The 17,964-nt window shown below is 71.8% G+C and carries 18 protein-coding genes; 3 read left to right on the top strand and 15 right to left on the bottom strand.

From position 1 onward, the window contains the following. Window positions 1–68: 68 nt before the first annotated feature. On the bottom strand, window positions 69–2,597 hold the full coding sequence (locus OG485_RS24335) for an ATP-dependent Clp protease ATP-binding subunit (RefSeq protein ID WP_328670686.1): 2,529 nt from the start codon (window positions 2,595–2,597) through the stop codon (window positions 69–71). A 430-nt stretch (window positions 2,598–3,027) separates the two neighbouring features. Here OG485_RS24335 and OG485_RS24330 point away from each other — a divergent pair, with 430 nt between their 5' ends. After that, window positions 3,028–3,759 (top strand): SCO3374 family protein, encoded by a 732-nt coding sequence (locus tag OG485_RS24330; RefSeq protein WP_328670685.1) that lies wholly within the window; start codon window positions 3,028–3,030, stop codon window positions 3,757–3,759. Here the strand turns inward: OG485_RS24330 and OG485_RS24325 are convergent. From OG485_RS24325 to OG485_RS24280, 10 genes are all read right to left on the bottom strand, one after another. Beyond that, complete coding sequence (locus tag OG485_RS24325; RefSeq protein ID WP_326786311.1) at window positions 3,738–4,073, bottom strand: histone-like nucleoid-structuring protein Lsr2; 336 nt, start codon at window positions 4,071–4,073, stop codon at window positions 3,738–3,740. The two genes, OG485_RS24330 and OG485_RS24325, sit on opposite strands and share 22 nt — an antisense overlap. Window positions 4,074–4,301: 228 nt before the next feature. Further along, on the bottom strand, window positions 4,302–4,871 hold the full coding sequence (locus tag OG485_RS24320) for an amino-acid N-acetyltransferase (protein ID WP_328449725.1): 570 nt from the start codon (window positions 4,869–4,871) through the stop codon (window positions 4,302–4,304). A 9-nt stretch (window positions 4,872–4,880) separates the two neighbouring features. Continuing rightward, entirely contained in the window at window positions 4,881–5,333 is a 453-nt protein-coding gene (locus OG485_RS24315; RefSeq protein WP_328670684.1) for a BlaI/MecI/CopY family transcriptional regulator, read from the bottom strand. Window positions 5,334–5,490: 157 nt separating this feature from the next. After that, window positions 5,491–5,676, bottom strand: coding sequence for a hypothetical protein (locus tag OG485_RS24310; protein WP_326786314.1), 186 nt, complete (start codon window positions 5,674–5,676; stop codon window positions 5,491–5,493). A 13-nt stretch (window positions 5,677–5,689) separates the two neighbouring features. Then, window positions 5,690–6,316 carry a hypothetical protein gene (locus OG485_RS24305; RefSeq protein ID WP_328670683.1) on the bottom strand — a complete coding sequence of 209 codons (627 nt, stop codon included), beginning with the start codon at window positions 6,314–6,316 and terminating at the stop codon, window positions 5,690–5,692. 248 nt (window positions 6,317–6,564) lie between these two features. Next, entirely contained in the window at window positions 6,565–7,362 is a 798-nt protein-coding gene (locus tag OG485_RS24300) for a type III pantothenate kinase (RefSeq protein ID WP_326786315.1), read from the bottom strand. Between the two features lie 8 nt (window positions 7,363–7,370). Beyond that, entirely contained in the window at window positions 7,371–8,348 is a 978-nt protein-coding gene (gene nadC / locus OG485_RS24295; protein ID WP_328670682.1) for a carboxylating nicotinate-nucleotide diphosphorylase, read from the bottom strand. A gap of 5 nt (window positions 8,349–8,353) precedes the next feature. Continuing rightward, window positions 8,354–10,123: an L-aspartate oxidase gene (locus OG485_RS24290; RefSeq protein ID WP_328670681.1), complete on the bottom strand. Its 1,770-nt coding sequence runs from the start codon at window positions 10,121–10,123 to the stop codon at window positions 8,354–8,356. Continuing rightward, window positions 10,120–11,112 carry a pantoate--beta-alanine ligase gene (panC, locus tag OG485_RS24285; RefSeq protein WP_328670680.1) on the bottom strand — a complete coding sequence of 331 codons (993 nt, stop codon included), beginning with the start codon at window positions 11,110–11,112 and terminating at the stop codon, window positions 10,120–10,122. Before panC ends, OG485_RS24290 begins: the two co-directional genes overlap by 4 nt. Beyond that, on the bottom strand, window positions 11,109–12,047 hold the full coding sequence (locus tag OG485_RS24280) for a Rossmann-like and DUF2520 domain-containing protein (RefSeq protein WP_328670679.1): 939 nt from the start codon (window positions 12,045–12,047) through the stop codon (window positions 11,109–11,111). The genes panC and OG485_RS24280 overlap by 4 nt, the downstream gene beginning before the upstream one ends. Before the next feature lie 218 nt (window positions 12,048–12,265). Here OG485_RS24280 and OG485_RS24275 point away from each other — a divergent pair, with 218 nt between their 5' ends. Further along, the gene (locus OG485_RS24275) at window positions 12,266–13,501 is read left to right on the top strand and encodes a threonine aldolase family protein (protein WP_328670678.1); all 1,236 of its coding nucleotides are present in this window, start codon (window positions 12,266–12,268) and stop codon (window positions 13,499–13,501) included. Between the two features lie 47 nt (window positions 13,502–13,548). Here the strand turns inward: OG485_RS24275 and OG485_RS24270 are convergent, their stop codons facing one another. Beyond that, window positions 13,549–13,770 carry a hypothetical protein gene (locus tag OG485_RS24270; RefSeq protein ID WP_328449744.1) on the bottom strand — a complete coding sequence of 74 codons (222 nt, stop codon included), beginning with the start codon at window positions 13,768–13,770 and terminating at the stop codon, window positions 13,549–13,551. Window positions 13,771–13,930: 160 nt separating this feature from the next. Here OG485_RS24270 and OG485_RS24265 point away from each other — a divergent pair, with 160 nt between their 5' ends. Continuing rightward, window positions 13,931–15,040 carry a DUF5937 family protein gene (locus tag OG485_RS24265; protein WP_328670677.1) on the top strand — a complete coding sequence of 370 codons (1,110 nt, stop codon included), beginning with the start codon at window positions 13,931–13,933 and terminating at the stop codon, window positions 15,038–15,040. A gap of 196 nt (window positions 15,041–15,236) precedes the next feature. On the opposite strand, the gene OG485_RS24260 is transcribed toward OG485_RS24265, so the two are convergent. The 3 genes from OG485_RS24260 to OG485_RS24250 form a co-directional block, all read right to left on the bottom strand. Beyond that, a complete protein-coding gene (locus tag OG485_RS24260; RefSeq protein WP_328670676.1) occupies window positions 15,237–15,869 on the bottom strand; it encodes an AAA family ATPase in 633 nt (210 codons plus the stop codon). Window positions 15,870–15,990: 121 nt separating this feature from the next. Further along, window positions 15,991–16,662 (bottom strand): response regulator transcription factor, encoded by a 672-nt coding sequence (locus OG485_RS24255; protein WP_328670675.1) that lies wholly within the window; start codon window positions 16,660–16,662, stop codon window positions 15,991–15,993. Between the two features lie 53 nt (window positions 16,663–16,715). Then, window positions 16,716–17,918 (bottom strand): sensor histidine kinase, encoded by a 1,203-nt coding sequence (locus OG485_RS24250; protein ID WP_328670674.1) that lies wholly within the window; start codon window positions 17,916–17,918, stop codon window positions 16,716–16,718. Window positions 17,919–17,964 lie beyond the last annotated feature (46 nt).

The raw sequence follows: 17,964 nt of genomic DNA, 5'->3' as shown, positions 1-17,964 counted from the left end.
GGACCTGAAAAAGGGGCTGCCCCGGGACCGAAGTCCCGGGGCAGCCCCTTTTCAGGCGGACCCGGAGGTCACGCCTCCTTGCTCAGGTTGGGACCGGCGCCGCCGGCGGCCTGCTCGATCGGCGGGATGTCGGGAAGCGCCGACTTCTCCTCACCGCGGAAGGTGAAGGCCTTGGCCTCGCCCTCGCCGTCGGTGTCGACGACCACGATGTGGCCGGGACGGAGCTCGCCGAAGAGGATCTTCTCGGAGAGGATGTCCTCGATCTCGCGCTGGATGGTCCGGCGCAGCGGCCGGGCGCCCAGCACGGGGTCGTAGCCCTTCTTCGCGAGGAGGGACTTGGCGCTCGGGCTGAGCTCGATGCCCATGTCCCGGTCCTTCAGACGCTCGTCCACCTTCGCGACCATGAGGTCGACGATCTGGATGATGTCTTCCTCGGTCAGCTGGTGGAAGACCACCGTGTCGTCGACACGGTTCAGGAACTCGGGGCGGAAGTGCTGCTTCAGCTCCTCGTTGACCTTGGCCTTCATCCGGTCGTAGTTGGACTTGACGTCGCCCACGGCCGCGAAGCCGAGGTTGAAGCCCTTGGAGATGTCCCGGGTGCCGAGGTTGGTCGTCATGATGATGACCGTGTTCTTGAAGTCCACGACCCGGCCCTGGGAGTCGGTCAGACGACCGTCCTCCAGGATCTGCAGCAGCGAGTTGAAGATGTCCGGGTGGGCCTTCTCGACCTCGTCGAAGAGGACGACGGAGAACGGCTTGCGGCGGACCTTCTCGGTGAGCTGGCCGCCCTCTTCGTAGCCCACGTATCCGGGGGGCGAACCGAAGAGACGCGAGACCGTGTGCTTCTCGCTGAACTCCGACATGTCGAGGGAGATCAGCGCGTCCTCGTCACCGAAGAGGAACTCCGCGAGGGTCTTCGACAGCTCCGTCTTACCGACACCCGAGGGGCCGGCGAAGATGAAGGAACCACCGGGACGCTTCGGGTCCTTCAGACCCGCTCGCGTACGGCGGATCGCCTGCGAGAGCGCCTTGATGGCGTCCTTCTGGCCGATGACCCGCTTGTGGAGCTCGTCCTCCATGCGCAGCAGACGCGAGGACTCCTCCTCGGTCAGCTTGAAGACCGGGATGCCGGTGGCGGTGGCCAGGACCTCGGCGATGAGCTCGCCGTCGACCTCGGCCACGACATCCATGTCGCCGGCCTTCCACTCCTTCTCGCGCTTGGCCTTCGCCGCCAGCAGCTGCTTCTCCTTGTCGCGGAGAGAGGCCGCCTTCTCGAAGTCCTGGGAGTCGATGGCCGACTCCTTGTCGCGGCGCACGCCCGCGATCTTCTCGTCGAACTCGCGGAGGTCCGGCGGCGCGGTCATCCGGCGGATGCGCATCCGGGAGCCGGCCTCGTCGATCAGGTCGATCGCCTTGTCGGGCAGGAAGCGGTCCGAGATGTACCGGTCGGCGAGCGTCGCCGCCTGCACCAGGGCCTCGTCCGTGATGGACACACGGTGGTGGGCCTCGTACCGGTCGCGCAGACCCTTGAGGATCTCGATCGTGTGGGGGAGGGAAGGCTCCGCCACCTGGATCGGCTGGAAGCGGCGCTCGAGGGCCGCGTCCTTCTCGAGGTGCTTGCGGTACTCGTCCAGGGTCGTCGCACCGATGGTCTGGAGCTCACCGCGGGCCAGCATGGGCTTCAGGATCGAAGCGGCGTCGATGGCGCCCTCGGCGGCACCCGCACCGACCAGCGTGTGCAGCTCGTCGATGAACAGGATGATGTCGCCGCGAGTGCGGATCTCCTTGAGGACCTTCTTCAGGCGCTCCTCGAAGTCACCGCGGTAGCGGGAGCCGGCGACCAGCGCGCCGAGGTCGAGGGTGTAGAGGTGCTTGTCCTTGAGGGTCTCGGGCACCTCGCCCTTGACGATGGCCTGGGCGAGGCCCTCGACGACGGCGGTCTTGCCGACGCCGGGCTCACCGATGAGCACCGGGTTGTTCTTCGTACGGCGGGACAGCACCTGCATGACCCGCTCGATCTCCTTCTCGCGCCCGATGACCGGGTCGAGCTTGGACTCACGAGCGGCCTGGGTGAGGTTCCGGCCGAACTGGTCGAGGACCAGGGACGTGGAGGGGGTGCCCTCGGCAGGACCGCCACTGGCGCCGGCGGTCTCCTTGCCCTGGTAGCCGGAGAGCAGCTGGATCACCTGCTGCCGCACCCGGTTGAGGTCTGCGCCCAGCTTGACCAGGACCTGGGCGGCGACGCCCTCGCCCTCACGGATCAGGCCGAGCAGGATGTGCTCCGTGCCGATGTAGTTGTGGCCCAGCTGAAGGGCCTCGCGGAGCGACAGCTCCAGGACCTTCTTGGCACGGGGGGTGAAGGGGATGTGACCGGAGGGGGCCTGCTGGCCCTGCCCGATGATCTCCTCCACCTGCTGGCGGACCGCCTCGAGCGAAATCCCGAGGCTCTCCAGGGCCTTAGCGGCGACACCCTCACCCTCGTGGATCAGGCCCAGGAGGATGTGCTCGGTGCCGATGTAGTTGTGGTTGAGCATCCGGGCTTCTTCCTGAGCCAGGACGACAACCCGCCGCGCGCGGTCGGTGAACCTCTCGAACATCGTTAATCGCTCCTCAGAGCGGTCAGGCAGTAAGGGGACGCTCCCCTCCCTGTCCTTCCGCAGCTTAGTCCCGCAAGCGGGGACCGCTCATTCCAACTGCCGACACCGTCCTTGGCCTCCTGACCCCGAACGCCGACATCTGCTCCAACCTGATGGTGCGAGACGATGTTCCCGCAGGCCAGGCAGATACCCTCTCCCGCTGTACGCCGATGGCGAACGTGAGATGCCCGAGCCCTGCGTGTCGTCCCTCCCACTAGGCATGTCTTACCCGTGCTCACTGACAGTCCATGCCGCGCGCACCGGTTCCCTCCGCTACGGGCGAACATCCATGCCCGGCGAAACGCTCCCGCACGCCCCCTTTCCCGGCACCCTGTGCGCTCACCGAAACACCCAGCGTAACTCCGGGGGTCTTTTGGCGGTTGCTCCTTGCATGGTTCCCACCGTCCTTGTCCCCCGTCGGCCGTCCGATCCGGGTGATCCGGTCGATCCGGTACGTCAGTGGTACGAGAACGAACTGGGCTGGGCGACAGTGCCCGGGTTGCCGGTACGGCTGGTCACGGGGCTGCGCTTCGACGTCCTGGAGGTGCCGGCGGAGGCGGGATTCCCGGCCCTGCGGCATCTGGGACCGGCTTCTCCGGTGGCCCTGCACGGGGAGCGGATGCGGCTGCTGGTGGCCGCGGGGAGCGCGGAGGAGCTGCCGGGGCTGCTCGACTGGCTGGAGTGGGGAAATCTCGCGCTGGATCTCACGGCGATCGGCGCGGGCGGAAGCATCGAGGCTCCCCCGCCGCCGGATCCCGGCGTCGCGGCGGCGCCGGATACCGGGGCTCCGGCGTCACCGGGTCCCCTCGCTCAGCCCGCCGGGTTCGGGGCCCGGCCCGAAGGCCGGCCCGAAGACGGCCCGCGAGCCCGTCCCGGCGACCGGCGCCCGGCCGGTCCGGAGACGCGGAGAGGCCCACGAGGGGCCGCCCGCTGGCTGCGGCCCCCGATGCCCGGCCGCGCGGTGGAGCCGGCGTTGCCGACGCTGTCGGCGCTGGGCGGCGGGACCGTCGGCGGGGGCGTTGGGGGCGCCCCCGATCTCGTACGACTGGTGCAGACGATGGCGACACACTGCCACCGCGTGAGGCTGCGGCAAGCGCCCGCTCAGCCGTTGGCCTTCTCGTAGGCCTCGCGAATGGACGCGGGAACACGGCCGCGGTCGTTGACCTCCAGGCCGTTCTCCTTCGCCCAGGCACGGACCTGCGCGGTGTCCTGGCTGCCACCGGAAGCGACGCGGGCCTTTCCGCGTCCGCCCGAAGCACGGCCTCCGGTACGACGGCCACCCTTCACGTACGCGTCGAGAAGGCCACGGAGCTTGTCCGCATTGGCGGTCGTGAGATCGATTTCGTACGTCTTGCCGTCCAACGCGAACGTCACGGTCTCGTCCGCCTCGCCGCCGTCGAGGTCGTCGACAAGAAGGACCTGAACCTTCTGTGCCACCGGATTTCCTTTCATCGATAACTTCAGGGCAAGGAGGGTCCCGCGGCGTCCGCCGTTTCGCCGTCCCTTGTTATATGCAGTACTGCAGTACGTCGGAAAGCAAACCGCTTTTGCTGGAAAAACACAAACCCCTGGCAGAGACTCACTGGACTCCGCCCGCCCGGAAACGTGCGCGTTTCGGACATAGGGAACGTGGGCAGCGCACTCCGCCGGAATAGCCGGTCGCGATCACAGATGCAGAAGCATCCGGCTGTTGCCCAAGGTGTTCGGTTTCACTCGTTCGAGACCGAGGAACTCCGCGACGCCCTCGTCATAGGAACGCAGGAGCTCGGCGTACACATCGGTGTCGACGGGTGTCTCACCGATCTCCACGAAGCCGTGCTTCGCGAAGAAGCCGACTTCGAAGGTCAGACAGAAAACCCGTCGAACACCGAGCCAGCGGGCGGTCTGGAGCAACTTCTCCAGCAACTGATGACCGACGCCCAGGCCCTTGACCGTGGGGTTCACCGCGAGAGTGCGGACTTCCGCGAGGTCTTCCCACATCACGTGCAGGGCGCCGCAGCCGACCACCTCGGCGTTGTCGTCGCGTTCCGCGACCCAGAACTCCTGGATGTCCTCGTAAAGGGTGACGGTGGCTTTGTCGAGCAGGATACGGCGGCGCACGTTCGCGTCGAGGAGTCCTCGTACGGCCGCGACATCGCTCGTCCTGGCCCGCCGGACGGTGACGGCTTTTGCGGTGACTTCGGGATGCTCCGCCGGAAGCCCTGCCGGAACCTCCGCGGGATGCTCTGCTGACATGAGCGGACGCTATCGCCCGGAGGCGTCCCCGTCAGCGGCGGGGTTCTCCCCGGAGGGCCCGGGCGCCGGTGGCCTTTCGGACGCTTCGGGGGCTTGCGGTTCCGGCCCTTGCACCATGTGCACGGCATCCCTGAGGGCCACCCGCTGTTCCTCGCTCATCATCCCGAAGAAGGCGACGAGAGCGGCCGCGGGGTTGTCGCTCTGCGACCAGGCGTCGTTCATCAGCGCCGCCGAGTACGCGGCCCGTGTGGAGACCGCCTCATATCGATAGGCCCGGCCTTCCGCCTCCCGGCGGACCCAGCCCTTCTGATGGAGATTGTCCAAAACGGTCATCACCGTGGTGTAGGCGATGGACCGTTCCTGTTGAAGGTCTTCCAGGACTTCCCGAACGGTCACCGGGCGGTTCCACTTCCACACCCGCGTCATGACCGCGTCTTCGAGTTCTCCCAATGGGCGAGGCACAGTTCAGAACAATAGTGGGAGATGGCCAACAAAAAGGGCGTACGACTCGAAGGACGCAGGAAACGTCCGAGTCGTACGCCGTCGACGGCGCGGCCGGGCACGGGGCGGGCGGGCGCCGGAGAGGGCTCGCCCGGAGCCGCGCGGGGCCGCCGGGGGCTCAGGCCCCGGCGTCCTTGCGGGCCGAGGCCTGCTGAGCGGCCTCCACGCGCGCGAGGGCGGCGTCGACGACCCCGTCCTCCTTGGCCTTGTTGGCTCCGCCCTGACTCTTCACGATCGTCACGATGAGCCCGATGAAGAACACGGCCATCACTACCGGGGGCACGAGCGCGGAGACATAGTCCATGCCCCCAGAGTAGCTAGCCCGCCGCGAGCTGCTGCGGCGGGTCGGCCGGGGGCGGGCCGGGCTTGCGCCGCGGCGGGAAGACCTCGCCCGGGGTGGGGATGGGCCGGTCCGGGCGGGGCGACCCGGCGGGCGGCCGGGGCCCCGGTTCCGGCTCGGGCCTCCTGTCGGGTTCCTCGGCGGCGCGGCCGCCGGGCAGGGCCAGCAGACGGGTGCGGGACGGGGGGACCGTGGCGAGCGCGCGGCCCGAGAGCCGGGTCCGCACGTCCTGCTCGGCGAGTACCCGGCAGCGCTCCAGGAGAGCCGCGGCGGCGGGGTTGCCGCGCAGCGCGCGGAGTGCGGCGAGGTCGTCGGGGTTCGGCCGGTATCCGGAGGCGAGGGCCTCCTCCAGGAGGGGGAGGTAGCCGGTGACGGTGCCCGGCAGGGCGGCCCGGTAGCGGGCGAGGTCGGCCAGCAGGAAGGCCCGGAGCCTGGTCCCCTCGTGGGCCGCCTCGTCGAGGGACTCGGCGAGGCGGAGGCAGTCCTGGACGTCCTCGGCCGAGACGGGGCTGGGGTGCAGGGCGAGGGCGAGGGCACGACGGAGCACACGCAGCTCCTCCGCGCCGAACGCCATGCCGCCGTGGGATCCGTAGGGCGTGGGCATGGGCCGACGATACGTGCTAATCAGACAAAATCCGCATAGCGGAAGAAATGTGGCGCGTCCTGTCCCGGCGAGAGCGGAATCGCGTTCCGGCTTCCGGAAGAGCGCCCGGCCGCCGCCCTTCCGGAAGCCGGCCGCCGCCCCTCCGGAAGGGAAGCCGGCCGCCACTCCGCCCCGGAAGGGAAGCCGAAGGGGCCCCGCGAAACGCGGGGCCCCTTCGGTACCGGCTGCCCGCGTCACGCGGGCGGAGTTCACATGCGCGAGACGTTCCGCTCGTACACCAGACGCAGCCCGATCAGCGTGAGCCACGGCTCGTGCTCGTCGATCACCGAGGACTCGCCGAGGACCATCGGAGCCAGTCCGCCGGTGGCGATGACGGTGACGTCCTCGGGGTCGTCGGCGAGCTCGCGCGCCATCCGGTTCACGACGCCGTCGACCTGGCCGGCGAACCCGTAGATGATGCCGGACTGCATCGCCTCGACGGTGTTCTTGCCGATCACCGCGCGCGGCCGGGCCACCTCGATCTTCCGCAGCTGCGCGCCCTTGACGCCGAGCGCCTCGACGGAGATCTCGATGCCGGGAGCGATGACACCGCCGACGTACTCGCCCCGCGCGCTGACCGCGTCGAAGGTGGTCGCGGTGCCGAAGTCGACGACGATCGCCGGTCCCCCGTACAGCTCGACGGCCGCCACGGCGTTGATGATCCGGTCGGCGCCGACCTCCTTGGGGTTGTCCGTGAGGATCGGCACGCCCGTCTTGACTCCGGGTTCGACGAGGACGGCGGGGACATCGCCGTAGTAGCGCCGCGTCACCTCGCGCAGCTCGTGCAGCACGGACGGCACGGTCGCGCAGATCGCGATGCCGTCGATGCCGTCGCCGAGCTCCTCGCCGAGCAGCGGGTGCATGCCCATGAGGCCCTGGAGCAGCACGGCGAGTTCGTCGGCGGTGCGGCGCGAGTCGGTGGAGATGCGCCAGTGCTCGACGATCTCCTCCCCGTCGAAGAGGCCGAGGACCGTGTGGGTGTTGCCTACGTCGATGGTCAGCAGCATGGCCGGGGTTACTCCGCCGCTCGCAGGTCGAGGCCGATGTCGAGGATCGGGGAGGAGTGCGTGAGCGCGCCCACCGCGAGGAAGTCGACGCCCGTCTTCGCGTAGGCCCCGGCGTTGGCGAGGGTGAGCCGGCCGGACGCCTCCAGCAGGGCACGGCCCGCGACGAGGGCGACCGCCTCCTCGCACTCGACGGGCGTGAAGTTGTCCAGCAGGATCAGGTCGGCGCCCGCGTCGACGACGTCGCGGAGCTGGTGCAGGGTGTCGACCTCGACCTCGACGGGGACCTCCGGGAACATCTCCCGTACGGCCTTGAATGCCTCGGCCACGCCGCCGGCGGCGACCACGTGGTTGTCCTTGACCAGTGCCGCGTCGGACAGCGACATGCGGTGGTTGACGCCTCCGCCGCAGCGCACCGCGAACTTCTCCAGGGAGCGCAGGCCCGGCGTGGTCTTGCGGGTGTCCCGCACCCTCGCCCCGGTGCCCTCCAGGGCGTCCGCCCACGCGCGCGTGGCGGTCGCGATGCCGGACAGGCGGCACAGGAGGTTGAGGGCGCTGCGTTCGGCCGTCAGCAGGTCGCGGGTGCGCGTGGTGACGCTCAGCAGCTTCTGGCCGGCCTCGACGCTGTCGCCGTCCTCGACGTGCCGCTCGACCTCGAACTCGTCCGTGCAGACCACGGACAGGACGGCCTCGGCGACGCGCAGGCCCGCGACGACGCCCGCGTCCCGGGCGGTGAAGTCCGCGGTGGAGACGGCGTCCTCGGGGATGGTCGCGACCGTCGTCACGTCCACGCCGTGGTCGAGGTCCTCCTGGATCGCCACGTTCGCGATGTCCTCGACCTCCAGGGGGTCGAGGCCGGCGTCGGCGAGGAGCTGGGCCAGAGCGGGATCGAGGCCGCACTCCATGTACGCCTCGTCCATGTCTGCGCCGCAGCCGCAGCCGTCGCCGCAGCCTCCGCTCTCGGCGAGGGGAAGGTCGTGGGTGCTCACTTCGGTCACTGCTCCTGGGGACGGGACGGGGGCGCCGGGTGGGGCTGCCGGGATGTCGGGGGGAAGTCTGCGGTATCGGTGGTGCCGACGGCGAGCGTCCGGTCGGGATTCAGCCGTACGACGATGTGGCGGCGCCACTGTTCGTCGTCGCGGTCGGCGTGGTCCTCCCGCCAGTGGCAGCCCCGGGTCTCCTCGCGCAGCAGGGCGGCGGCGACCAGGACGCGGGCCACGCACAGCAGGTTGGTGGCCTCCCAGGTGTCGACGCCGGGCTCGGAGGTCTTGCCGTTCTCGTCGAGGGCGTCCCGCGCGTCGGTGTGCAGGCGCTGGAGCTGCTCGGCCGCGGTCGCGAGGGACCCGGCGGAGCGCAGCACTCCGGCGCCGCCCGTCATGATCCGCTGGATCGCGAAGCGGGTCTCGGGGGCGAGCAGCGGGTGCGCGGGCGTCTCGGGGTGCGGGACCGGCTGGGGCACACGCGCGTGCAGACCGTCCTCGGCGTGGCTGGCCGCGATGTCGGCGGCGATCCGCTCCGCGTAGACGAGGCCTTCCAGCAGGGAGTTGGAGGCGAGCCGGTTGGCGCCGTGGACGCCCGTGCAGGCGACCTCGCCGCACGCGTACAGACCGGGGACCGTGGTGCGGCCCCGGGCGTCGGTGCGTACGCCGCCGGAGGCGTAGTGGGCGGCCGGGGCGACCGGGACGGGCTCGGTCACCGGGTCGATGCCGTTGGCGCGGCAGGCGGCGAGGATCGTGGGGAAGCGGTGCTCCCACATGGCGGCGCCGAAGTGCCGGGCGTCGAGGAACATGTGCTCGGCGTCCTGCTCCAGCATGCGGCGCGTGATGCCCTTGGCGACGATGTCCCGGGGGGCCAGTTCGGCCAGCTCGTGCTGGCCGACCATGAAGCGCACGCCGTCCGCGTCGACCAGGTGGGCGCCCTCGCCCCGTACCGCCTCGGAGACCAGCGGCTGCTGGCCCTCCGCGTCGGCTCCGAGGAAGAGCACGGTCGGGTGGAACTGGACGAATTCGAGGTCGGAGACCTCGGCGCCCGCGCGCAGGGCGAGGGCCACGCCGTCGCCCGTGGAGACGGACGGGTTGGTGGTCGCGGAGTAGACCTGGCCCATGCCGCCGGTCGCGAGGACCACGGCGGGGGCGTGGACGGCGCCGACACCGTCGTGCTGGCCCTCTCCCATGACGTGCAGGGTCACGCCCGCGGTGCGGCCCTCGGCGTCCGTGAGGAGGTCCAGGACGAGGGCGTTCTCGACCGTGCGCAGGCCGCGCGCGCGGACCGCCTCGACGAGGGCCCGGGAGATCTCGGCGCCTGTCGCGTCGCCGCCCGCGTGCGCGATGCGGCGGCGGTGGTGGCCGCCCTCACGGGTGAGTTCGAGGCGGCCCTCGGAGGACTCGTCGAAGTGGGCGCCGGTCGCGATGAGCCGGCGCACCGCGTCGGGTCCCTCGGTGACGAGGATGCGGACGGCTTCCTCGTCGCACAGGCCCGCGCCCGCGACGAGGGTGTCGTCGAGGTGCTGTTCGGGGGTGTCGCCGTCGCCGAGGGCCGCGGCTATGCCGCCCTGCGCCCAGCGCGTGGAGCCGTCGTCCAGGCGGGCCTTGGTGACCACGACGGTCCGCAGCCCCGCGGCCTCGCAGCGCAGGGCCGCGGTGAGCCCGGCCACGCCGGAGCCGACGACGACGACGTCCGCGGTCAGGGCCCAGCCCGGGGCGGGCGCGTGCAGGCGTATACCGGTGCCAGTGGCGGTGTCTGAACCTGTGCCTTTGCCGGTCACGAGGCGGCTCCGAAGGTGAGGGGAAGGTTGTCGATCAGCCGGGTCGTGCCGACCCGGGCGGCGACGGCGAGGACCGCCTCGCCGGTGAAGTCGTCCGGGATCTCCGTGAAGTCGTCGGGGTCGACGAGTGCGAGATAGTCCAGGGCCAGCGGCGGCCGCAGGCGGGCCGCCTCGTCGAGGACCAGCCGGGCGGCCGAGCGGACCCCGCCGGGCCAGCCGGGGACGGCCTTGGCGACGGCGTGCGCGTCGGCCGCGGCCCGGGACTCGCCCAGGGCGCTGAGGGCCTCGGCACGCTCGCGCGTGGCGGGCACCTCCAGGGCCCGCGCGCGCAGCGCCTCCTGGGCGGCGTGCCGGTCACGGCCCGCGAACAGGGCCTGGGAGAGGGCGAGCGCGGTGCGCCGCTCCTCGGCCGAGAGGTAGCGGTTGCGGCTGGAGAGGGCGAGTCCGTCCTCCTCGCGCACGGTGGGGACACCGGTGATCTCCACGCCGAAGTTCAGGTCGCGTGCCATGCGCCGGATCAGGGCGAGCTGCTGGGCGTCCTTCTGGCCGAACAGGGCCACGTCGGGCCGGGTCAGGTGCAGCAGCTTGGCGACGACGGTGAGCATGCCGTCGAAGTGACCGGGCCGCACGGAGCCTTCCAGGCGCTCGCCCATCGGTCCCGCGGAGATCCGGACCTGGGGCTCGCCACCGGGGTAGACCTCGTCGGCGGAAGGGGCGAACACGACGTCCGCGCCGGCCTCTTCGGCGATCTTCAGGTCGGCGTCGAGGGTGCGCGGGTAGCGGTCGAGGTCCTCGCCCTGGCCGAACTGGAGAGGGTTCACGAAAACGGTGACGACCACCTCGCCCCCGTCGCCCGCGATCTCGCGGGCGGTGCGGATCAAAGTGGCGTGGCCCTCGTGGAGGGCGCCCATGGTCATCACGACGGCTCTGCGGCCGGTCCGGGCCCGCGCGGACAGTTCGTCGGCGGTGCGCAGCAGGGCGGTGGTCATCGGGTGTCTCCCTCGGTCCCCTGGGTCGCGTCCGTCCCGGCGGCGAGTACCCCCAGGAGGTCCTCGGCGAGTTCCGGCTTGAGCAGTCCGTGGGCGAGCGCGCGGTCGGCGGTCGCGCGGGCCATCGCCAGATAGCCGGCGACGGTCCCCGGGGCGTGCCGGCGCAGTTCGGCGACGTGCGCGGCGACCGTGCCCGCGTCCCCGCGCGCGACGGGCCCGGTCAGGGCCGCGTCGCCGGACCTGAGCGCGTTGTCCAGAGCGGCGCCGAGGAGCGGGCCGAGCATGCGGTCGGGGGCCTCGACACCGGCGGTGCGCAGCAGCTCCATCGACTCGGCGACCAGGGTCACCAGGTGGTTGGCGCCGAGCGCGAGGGCCGCGTGGTAGAGCGGCCGGGACTCCTCGGCGATCCACTCGGGCTCGCCGCCCATCTCGATCACGAGGGCCTCGGCGGCCAGCCGGAGCTGCTCGGGGGCGGTGACCCCGAAGGAGCATCCGGCGAGCCGCTGGACGTCCACGGCGGTGCCCGTGAACGTCATCGCGGGGTGCAGGGCGAGCGGCAGCGCGCCCGCCCTGAGGGCCGGGTCGAGCACGCGCGCGCCGTACCGTCCGGAGGTGTGCACCAGGAGCTGTCCGGGCCGGACGGCGCCCGTCTCGGCGAGTCCTTCGACGAGCCCGGGGAGCGCGTCGTCGGGGACCGTCAGCAGCACGAGGTCGGCGCGCTCCAGGACCTCGGCCGGGGACACCAGCGGAACGTCGGGCAGGAGCTGCGCGGCACGCCGCCTGGAGGCGTCGGAGACGCCGGAGACGGCCACCGGGCGGTGTCCGGCGAGCTGGAGCGCGGCGGCGAGCGCGGGTCCGACACGGCCGGCGCCGACGACGCCGACGGTCAGCCGCGCGGGGCGGTCCTTGGGCTCTGGCTGGGGATACGTACTCACGCGACGGCGGCCTTCCGTTCCAGTCCGCTCGGGGTACCGGACGATTTCTCGTCATGTTAACGCGATTGGTCCGACGGGAGTCCGGCCGTCCACAGGCTGTGGGTTTCCGCGCGCCGGAACGCGATGAGTGCCCTGGCCGGGTGAACGAGATATCCACAGGTCACCGGCGTGTGGATATCGAGGTGCCCGGCCGGGCCCGCCCGGGACATGATCCTGGGATGAGCGATACGTCGGCACGAGGCGGTACGGACCCCGCGGAGCGGGGCGGGGCGGACCCTGCGGGACAGGGCGGGGAGGGGACGGCGGGGCTGTCTCACGAGGAGCGGTTCGAGCGGCGCGTGGTCGCCTGGAAGGCGGCCGGGCGGGTGCTGTGGCGGCCCGGCTACCAGTTGTCGCTCCGCGAGCGTCTGGCCTGGCTGAACGAGGGCGCCGGTGACGTGTGCGACCTGGACGAGCGGGTCGACATGTACGGCGGCGGCCTCGTCGAGACCCTGGAGGAGCGGGTCGCCGAGCTGCTGGGCGCGGAGGCGGCGGTCTTCTTCCCGACCGGGACCATGGCCCAGCAGGTCGTCCTGCGCTGCTGGGCGGGCCGGACCGGGAACCCGACCGTGGCCCTGCACGGGCTCAGCCATCCGGAAGTCCATGAACGGCAGGCGTTCAGCCAGGTCAGCGGCCTGCGCCCGGTCCGTGTGACGAACGAGCCCCGGCTGCCGACCGCCGAGGAGGTACGGGACTTCCCCGAGCCGTTCGGCGCGCTGCTGCTGGAACTGCCGCTCCGGGACGCCGGGTTCGTCCTGCCCACCTGGGAAGAACTCACCGAGGTCGTGGAGGCGGCCCGGGAGCGTGACGCGGTGGTCCACATCGACGGGGCCCGGCTGTGGGAGTGCACCCCGCACTTCGGCCGCCCCCTGGAGGAGATCGCCGGCCTCGCGGACAGCGTGTACGTCTCGTTCTACAAGTCGCTCGGCGGGTTCGGCGGTGCCGCCGTCGCGGGGCCGAAGACGCTCGTGGACGAGGCGAAGACCTGGCGGCACCGGTACGGCGGCATGATCATCCAGCAGTTCCCGACCGTCCTGTCGGCGCTGATCGGCCTGGAGCGGGAGCTGCCCCGGCTGCCGGAGTACGTCGCCCACGCGCGCGTGGTGGCCGGCGCGCTGCGCGAGGGCTTCACCGAGGCCGGGGTCCCCTGGGCCCGGGTCCACCCGGAGGAGCCGCACACCCACCAGTTCCAGGTCTGGCTGCCGTACGAACCGGACGTCCTCGGGGACGCGGCGCTGCGGCAGGTCGAGGAGACGAGGACGGGCCTGTTCGCCCAGGGCTGGAACCGGGGCGGCCCGGGACTCGCGTACACCGAGGTCACGGTGGCCGGACCGGGTCTGGAGTGGACGGCGGACGACGTGAAGGCGGCGGTCCGCGCGTTCGTCGAACGGCTGCCGGACCGGATCACCTCGTAGGACGCGGGCCCGCACGGCACGGGGTCCGGGAAGGCCGGGCGGCGCGGCTATCGGCGGGCCGGCCACCGGTGCCGGCCGTGCAGCCACCGGCTCAGGGCCCCGCGCAGCCGGCCGTGGGCCGGATGTCCGGCCACGACGGCCCGGAACCGCCGGTAGTCGCGCAGCTCCCGCGCGACCTCCCGGTCGTGGCTGCCGGGTGCCGGTGGAGCGGCCTCCCCGTGCTGCGAGGCCCGGTAGCTGTCCAGGAGGTACTGCTGGGTGATGCTCATGACCGATCGCCTCTCGGGAACGAGGGATGGGATCCGAAGGCCCCGCGCGAACTGCCCCGGTCGTCCCAGGCTGCGCCTGATCACAGCGGCTGTCGCCTCGATTGACGGCCGCCGTCAATCGGCGGCGGCCGCTGTCGGTGGCGAGGTGCACCATGGGGACATGAGCGTGCACATCGACATCCGCGGCCTGCGGCCGGAGCGGGTCGCCGTCGTGCCCTCGCCGCTGGCCGAGCTGGGGATGGCGCTGCACGCGCTGGCGGAGCCGGGGCACCACCCCGGGCTCCAGGGCTGGGCGACGGGGGTGACCGCCGGGCTCGATCCCCATCTCGCGGACCGGATGTGCGAGGCGGACTTCCTGTGGCGCACGACGTTCTCGGACCTGTTCCTGCCGTGCGCGGGCATCCCGGGCGGGGCCTCGGTGCCGGGCGCGACGCTCGCCGAGGACCTGGACCTGCTGGACAAGCTCACCGACGAGCAGTTCGTGGACGCGGCCCTGGAGTTCACCTGCGCGCTCGCGTACAGCTCCGAGGGGCCGCACGCCCTCTCCGATCCCGAGGTGCAGCGGCGTGCCGTCGATCTGGCCGCCTCGCGCGGGCCGCAGCAGACGCGGTTCACCGAGCGGCTGCTGGTGGACCCGCCGGGCGTGCGGGCCTGGCTGCGGCAGTTCCTGGAGGACTGCGACGAGGCATTCTTCGCCGAGACCTGGTCCCGGCTGCGCCACCCGCTGGCCGCGGAGGCCCGTCACAAGACGGATCTGCTCCGGCACAAGGGCCTGCCCGAGGCGCTGGCCTCCGTCTCCTCCGCCCTGTCCCTGGACGAGACGGCGCGGATCATCACCATCGACAAGCTGACCGAGGGGAGCACGGTGGTCACGGCGGACGGCGGTCTGCTGCTGGTCCCCACCAGCCTCGGCCGGCCGCACCTGATGGTGCTGCACCGCTATCGGTGGCAGCCGGTGCTGCACTACCCCGTCAGTTCCCCCGAGCTCTCCGCCCCGCCCTCCGTCGAGCAGCTCACCCTGCGGATGACCGCCCTGTCCCACCCGGTCCGGATGCGCATCTGCCGCCATCTGGCACGCAGCGCGTACACCACGGGCGAGCTCGCCCAGGTGCACGGGATGACCGCGCCGGAGATATCCCGGCATCTGAGCGTGCTCAAGAGGGCGGGCCTGATCACCACGCGGCGCCGCGGCCGCTATGTGCTGCACCAGCTCGACGTCGGCGTGGTGGCCCGGCTGGGCAGCGACTTCCTGGAGGGGATCCTGCGCTGAGGGTGTGCAGCCGGCCCGGGCGAGAGCCCGTGAGCGGCTCGGACGGGGGGTGGGTCGGGGCCGCGCCGGTACATCCGCCCGTCGCCGTTGGACAAGATGTGACCGTCGGTGGCGACGGGCATGTATGTACCGGCACGGCCCCTCGCGCCGGATCCCGACTGCGGGCGCGTCGTGGTGGCGAAAGCCCGGGGCGGGATCAGTCGAGGCGGATGTGGCGCACGCCCGTCCGGGCCCGCCGCAGGCGTCCGCGCAGGGCCCCGTCCCGGTTCGGACCGATCGTCAGCCCCGCGAGGACCGCTATCCGGTCGGCGGTCCTGGCGACGGTCGTCCCGTCGGTCCACAGATGCTCGGCGAACTCCGGCTCGCGCAGCCGCTCCAGACAGTGGTCGAGCTGCCCCACGGCCCAGCTCTCGCGCCGCAGCGGGGTGTTCTTCCCGGCGACGTGGCCGACAAAGTGCCCGAAGCCGCGTTCGCGCAGCCGCCGAAGGACGGTCTCGCGCTCGGCCAGCAGCGTGAAGTGCCGTACGTCGTGGCCCAGTTCACGCAGCCGCCCGACCGTCTCCGCGAAGTGCACGGGGTTCGTGACCGTCATGGGGGCGATGACCGCGCCGTCCCGTTCGCGGAGCGCGAGGTCGAGCACCTCGACCACCCCCTGCCGCCAGGACACCAAGTCCTGGAAATCGCCGCGGAGTTCGGGCGGAAGCATGCGGCGCAGGCCGAAACCGGCGTGTTCCGGATCGCAGATGACGCTGCCCGGCAGCCTGCGCTGGATCTCGTGTGCGGTCTGTGTCTTGCCGCCCCCGAAGGGCCCGTTGATCCACAGGAGCATGCGCCGACCCTAGTGCGCGCCGGTCACGTCCCGGTCACGCGCAGGCCGGTGCCACCGGGAAACCGCGCCCGGCCCCGGCGGCCGCTCGTACGGCACCGGCCGCGGGGTACGCCTTCGGGCGTCAGCCGAGCCCGCCCGCCCGGACGAGCCCCGTCTCGTAGGCGAGGACGACCACCTGGACCCGGTCGCGCAGGCCGAGCTTGGTGAGGATGCGCCCGACGTGGGTCTTCACGGTGGCCTCCGAGAGGACGAGGCGGGCCGCGATCTCCCCGTTGGACAGGCCCTGCGCGACCAGGATCATGACCTCGCGCTCGCGCTCGGTGAGCCGCTCCAGACCCTTGTGCCGGGGCTCCTTGCCGGCGTTGGGCAGCAGCGGCGCGAACCGGTCGAGCAGCCGCCGGGTGGTGGACGGCGCGACCACGGCGTCGCCGCTGTGCACGGAACGGATGGCGGCGAGCAGCTCTCCCGGGGGCACGTCCTTGAGCATGAAGCCGGAGGCGCCCGCCTTCAGACCGGAGAACGCGTACTCGTCGAGGTCGAAGGTGGTGAGGATCAGCACCTTCGGCGGGTTCGGGTCCGAGCAGATGCGGCGGGTGGTCTCCACACCGTCGAGCTTCGGCATGCGTACGTCCATCAGGACCACGTCGACCTCGCTGGCGCCCAGTACCTGCAGGGCCTCGACGCCGTCGCCCGCCTCGGCCACGACCTCCATGTCCGGCTGGGCATCGAGCACCATCCGGAAGCCGGTGCGCAGCAGCACCTGGTCGTCGACGAGCATCACGCGGATCGCCATCGGGGGCCTTTCACTTCGTCGGGACCGGTCGTCGGGACCGGTGTGTACAGGTGTCAGTGGGCCGCTTTGAGGGGCAGCAGGGCGCTGATGCGGAACCCCCCGCCGGGCCGCGGCCCCGCGTCCAGGGTGCCGCCGACCATGCCGACACGCTCCCGCATGCCGATCAGGCCGTGACCCTGCCCGTCGGCGCCGCCCTCCTCGTACAGCTCGTGGGGGGCGCCCTTGCCGTCGTCCTCGACGAGGAGGCCGAGGCCGTCGTCGAAGTACACCAGACGGACGCTGGCGCCCGCGTTCGGGCCTCCGTGCTTGCGGGTGTTGGTCAGCGCCTCCTGGACGATGCGGTACGCCGTGAGCTCCACACCGCTGGGCAGCGGGCGCGGGGTGCCCTCCACCTTGAAGTCGACGGGCAGGCCCGAGGTGCGGCACTGCTCGATGAGGTCGTCGAGCTGCTCGACGTCGGGCTGCGGCACGTACTCGCCGCCCTCCTGGTGCTCGCCGGTGCGCAGCACTCCGAGCAGCCGGCGCATCTCGGCGAGGGCCTGCCTGCCGGTCCCCGAAATGGTCTCCAGCGCCTTCCTGGCCTGGTCGGGGGCCGTGTCCATGACGTACGCGGCGCCGTCGGCCTGAACCACCATCACCGAGACGTTGTGCGCGACGACGTCGTGCAGCTCGCGCGCGATCCGGGCGCGCTCGGCGGCGACCGCGACCTTGGCCTGCGCCTCGCGCTCCTTCTCCAGACGGGCGGCCCGCTCCTCCAGCTGCGCGAGGTAGGCGCGGCGGGTGCGGATCGAGTCGCCGAGCACCCAGGCGAGCGCGAACGGAACGGTCTGGAAGATCGCCATGAAGACACCGCCCGGCCCGCTGGCCTCGGTGGGCCAGCGGAGCTGCGAAAGGGTGCCCGCGCACAGGCCGCCGATCAGCGCGAGCCGGGAGGCCCAGCGGGCCCCGTCCGCGGCGACCGTGTAGATGATCACCAGCATCGCGAAGTCCTCGGGCGCCGACGGGACGTCCAGGACCAGTTGCGCGAGGCCCGCCGCCACGGCCAGGACCAGCATCTTCTCCGGCATGCGGCGGCGCAGCGCGACGACCGCGCTCAGCACGACGGCGATCGGGAGCGCCGTGGCGGTCGACGACGGACCCGTCGCGGCGCCGTTGAGATTGCTGATGCTCACCCAGGAGATCCCGAGGAGGGCGACGGCCCAGAAGCTGTCGACCCATGTCGGGTACCTGCGGAGAAGGTCATAGAGGCGCTGCACGTAACCCAGAGTAGGGAGGCGCGCGGTGTGCCCGGGTCAACCGGAG

Origin of the sequence: Streptomyces sp. NBC_00328 (assembly GCF_036139655.1) — a bacterium.
Lineage (GTDB): Bacteria > Actinomycetota > Actinomycetes > Streptomycetales > Streptomycetaceae > Streptomyces.
Note: the sequence above shows the minus strand (reverse complement) of the source record. Positions and strands in the feature narration are given on the sequence as shown.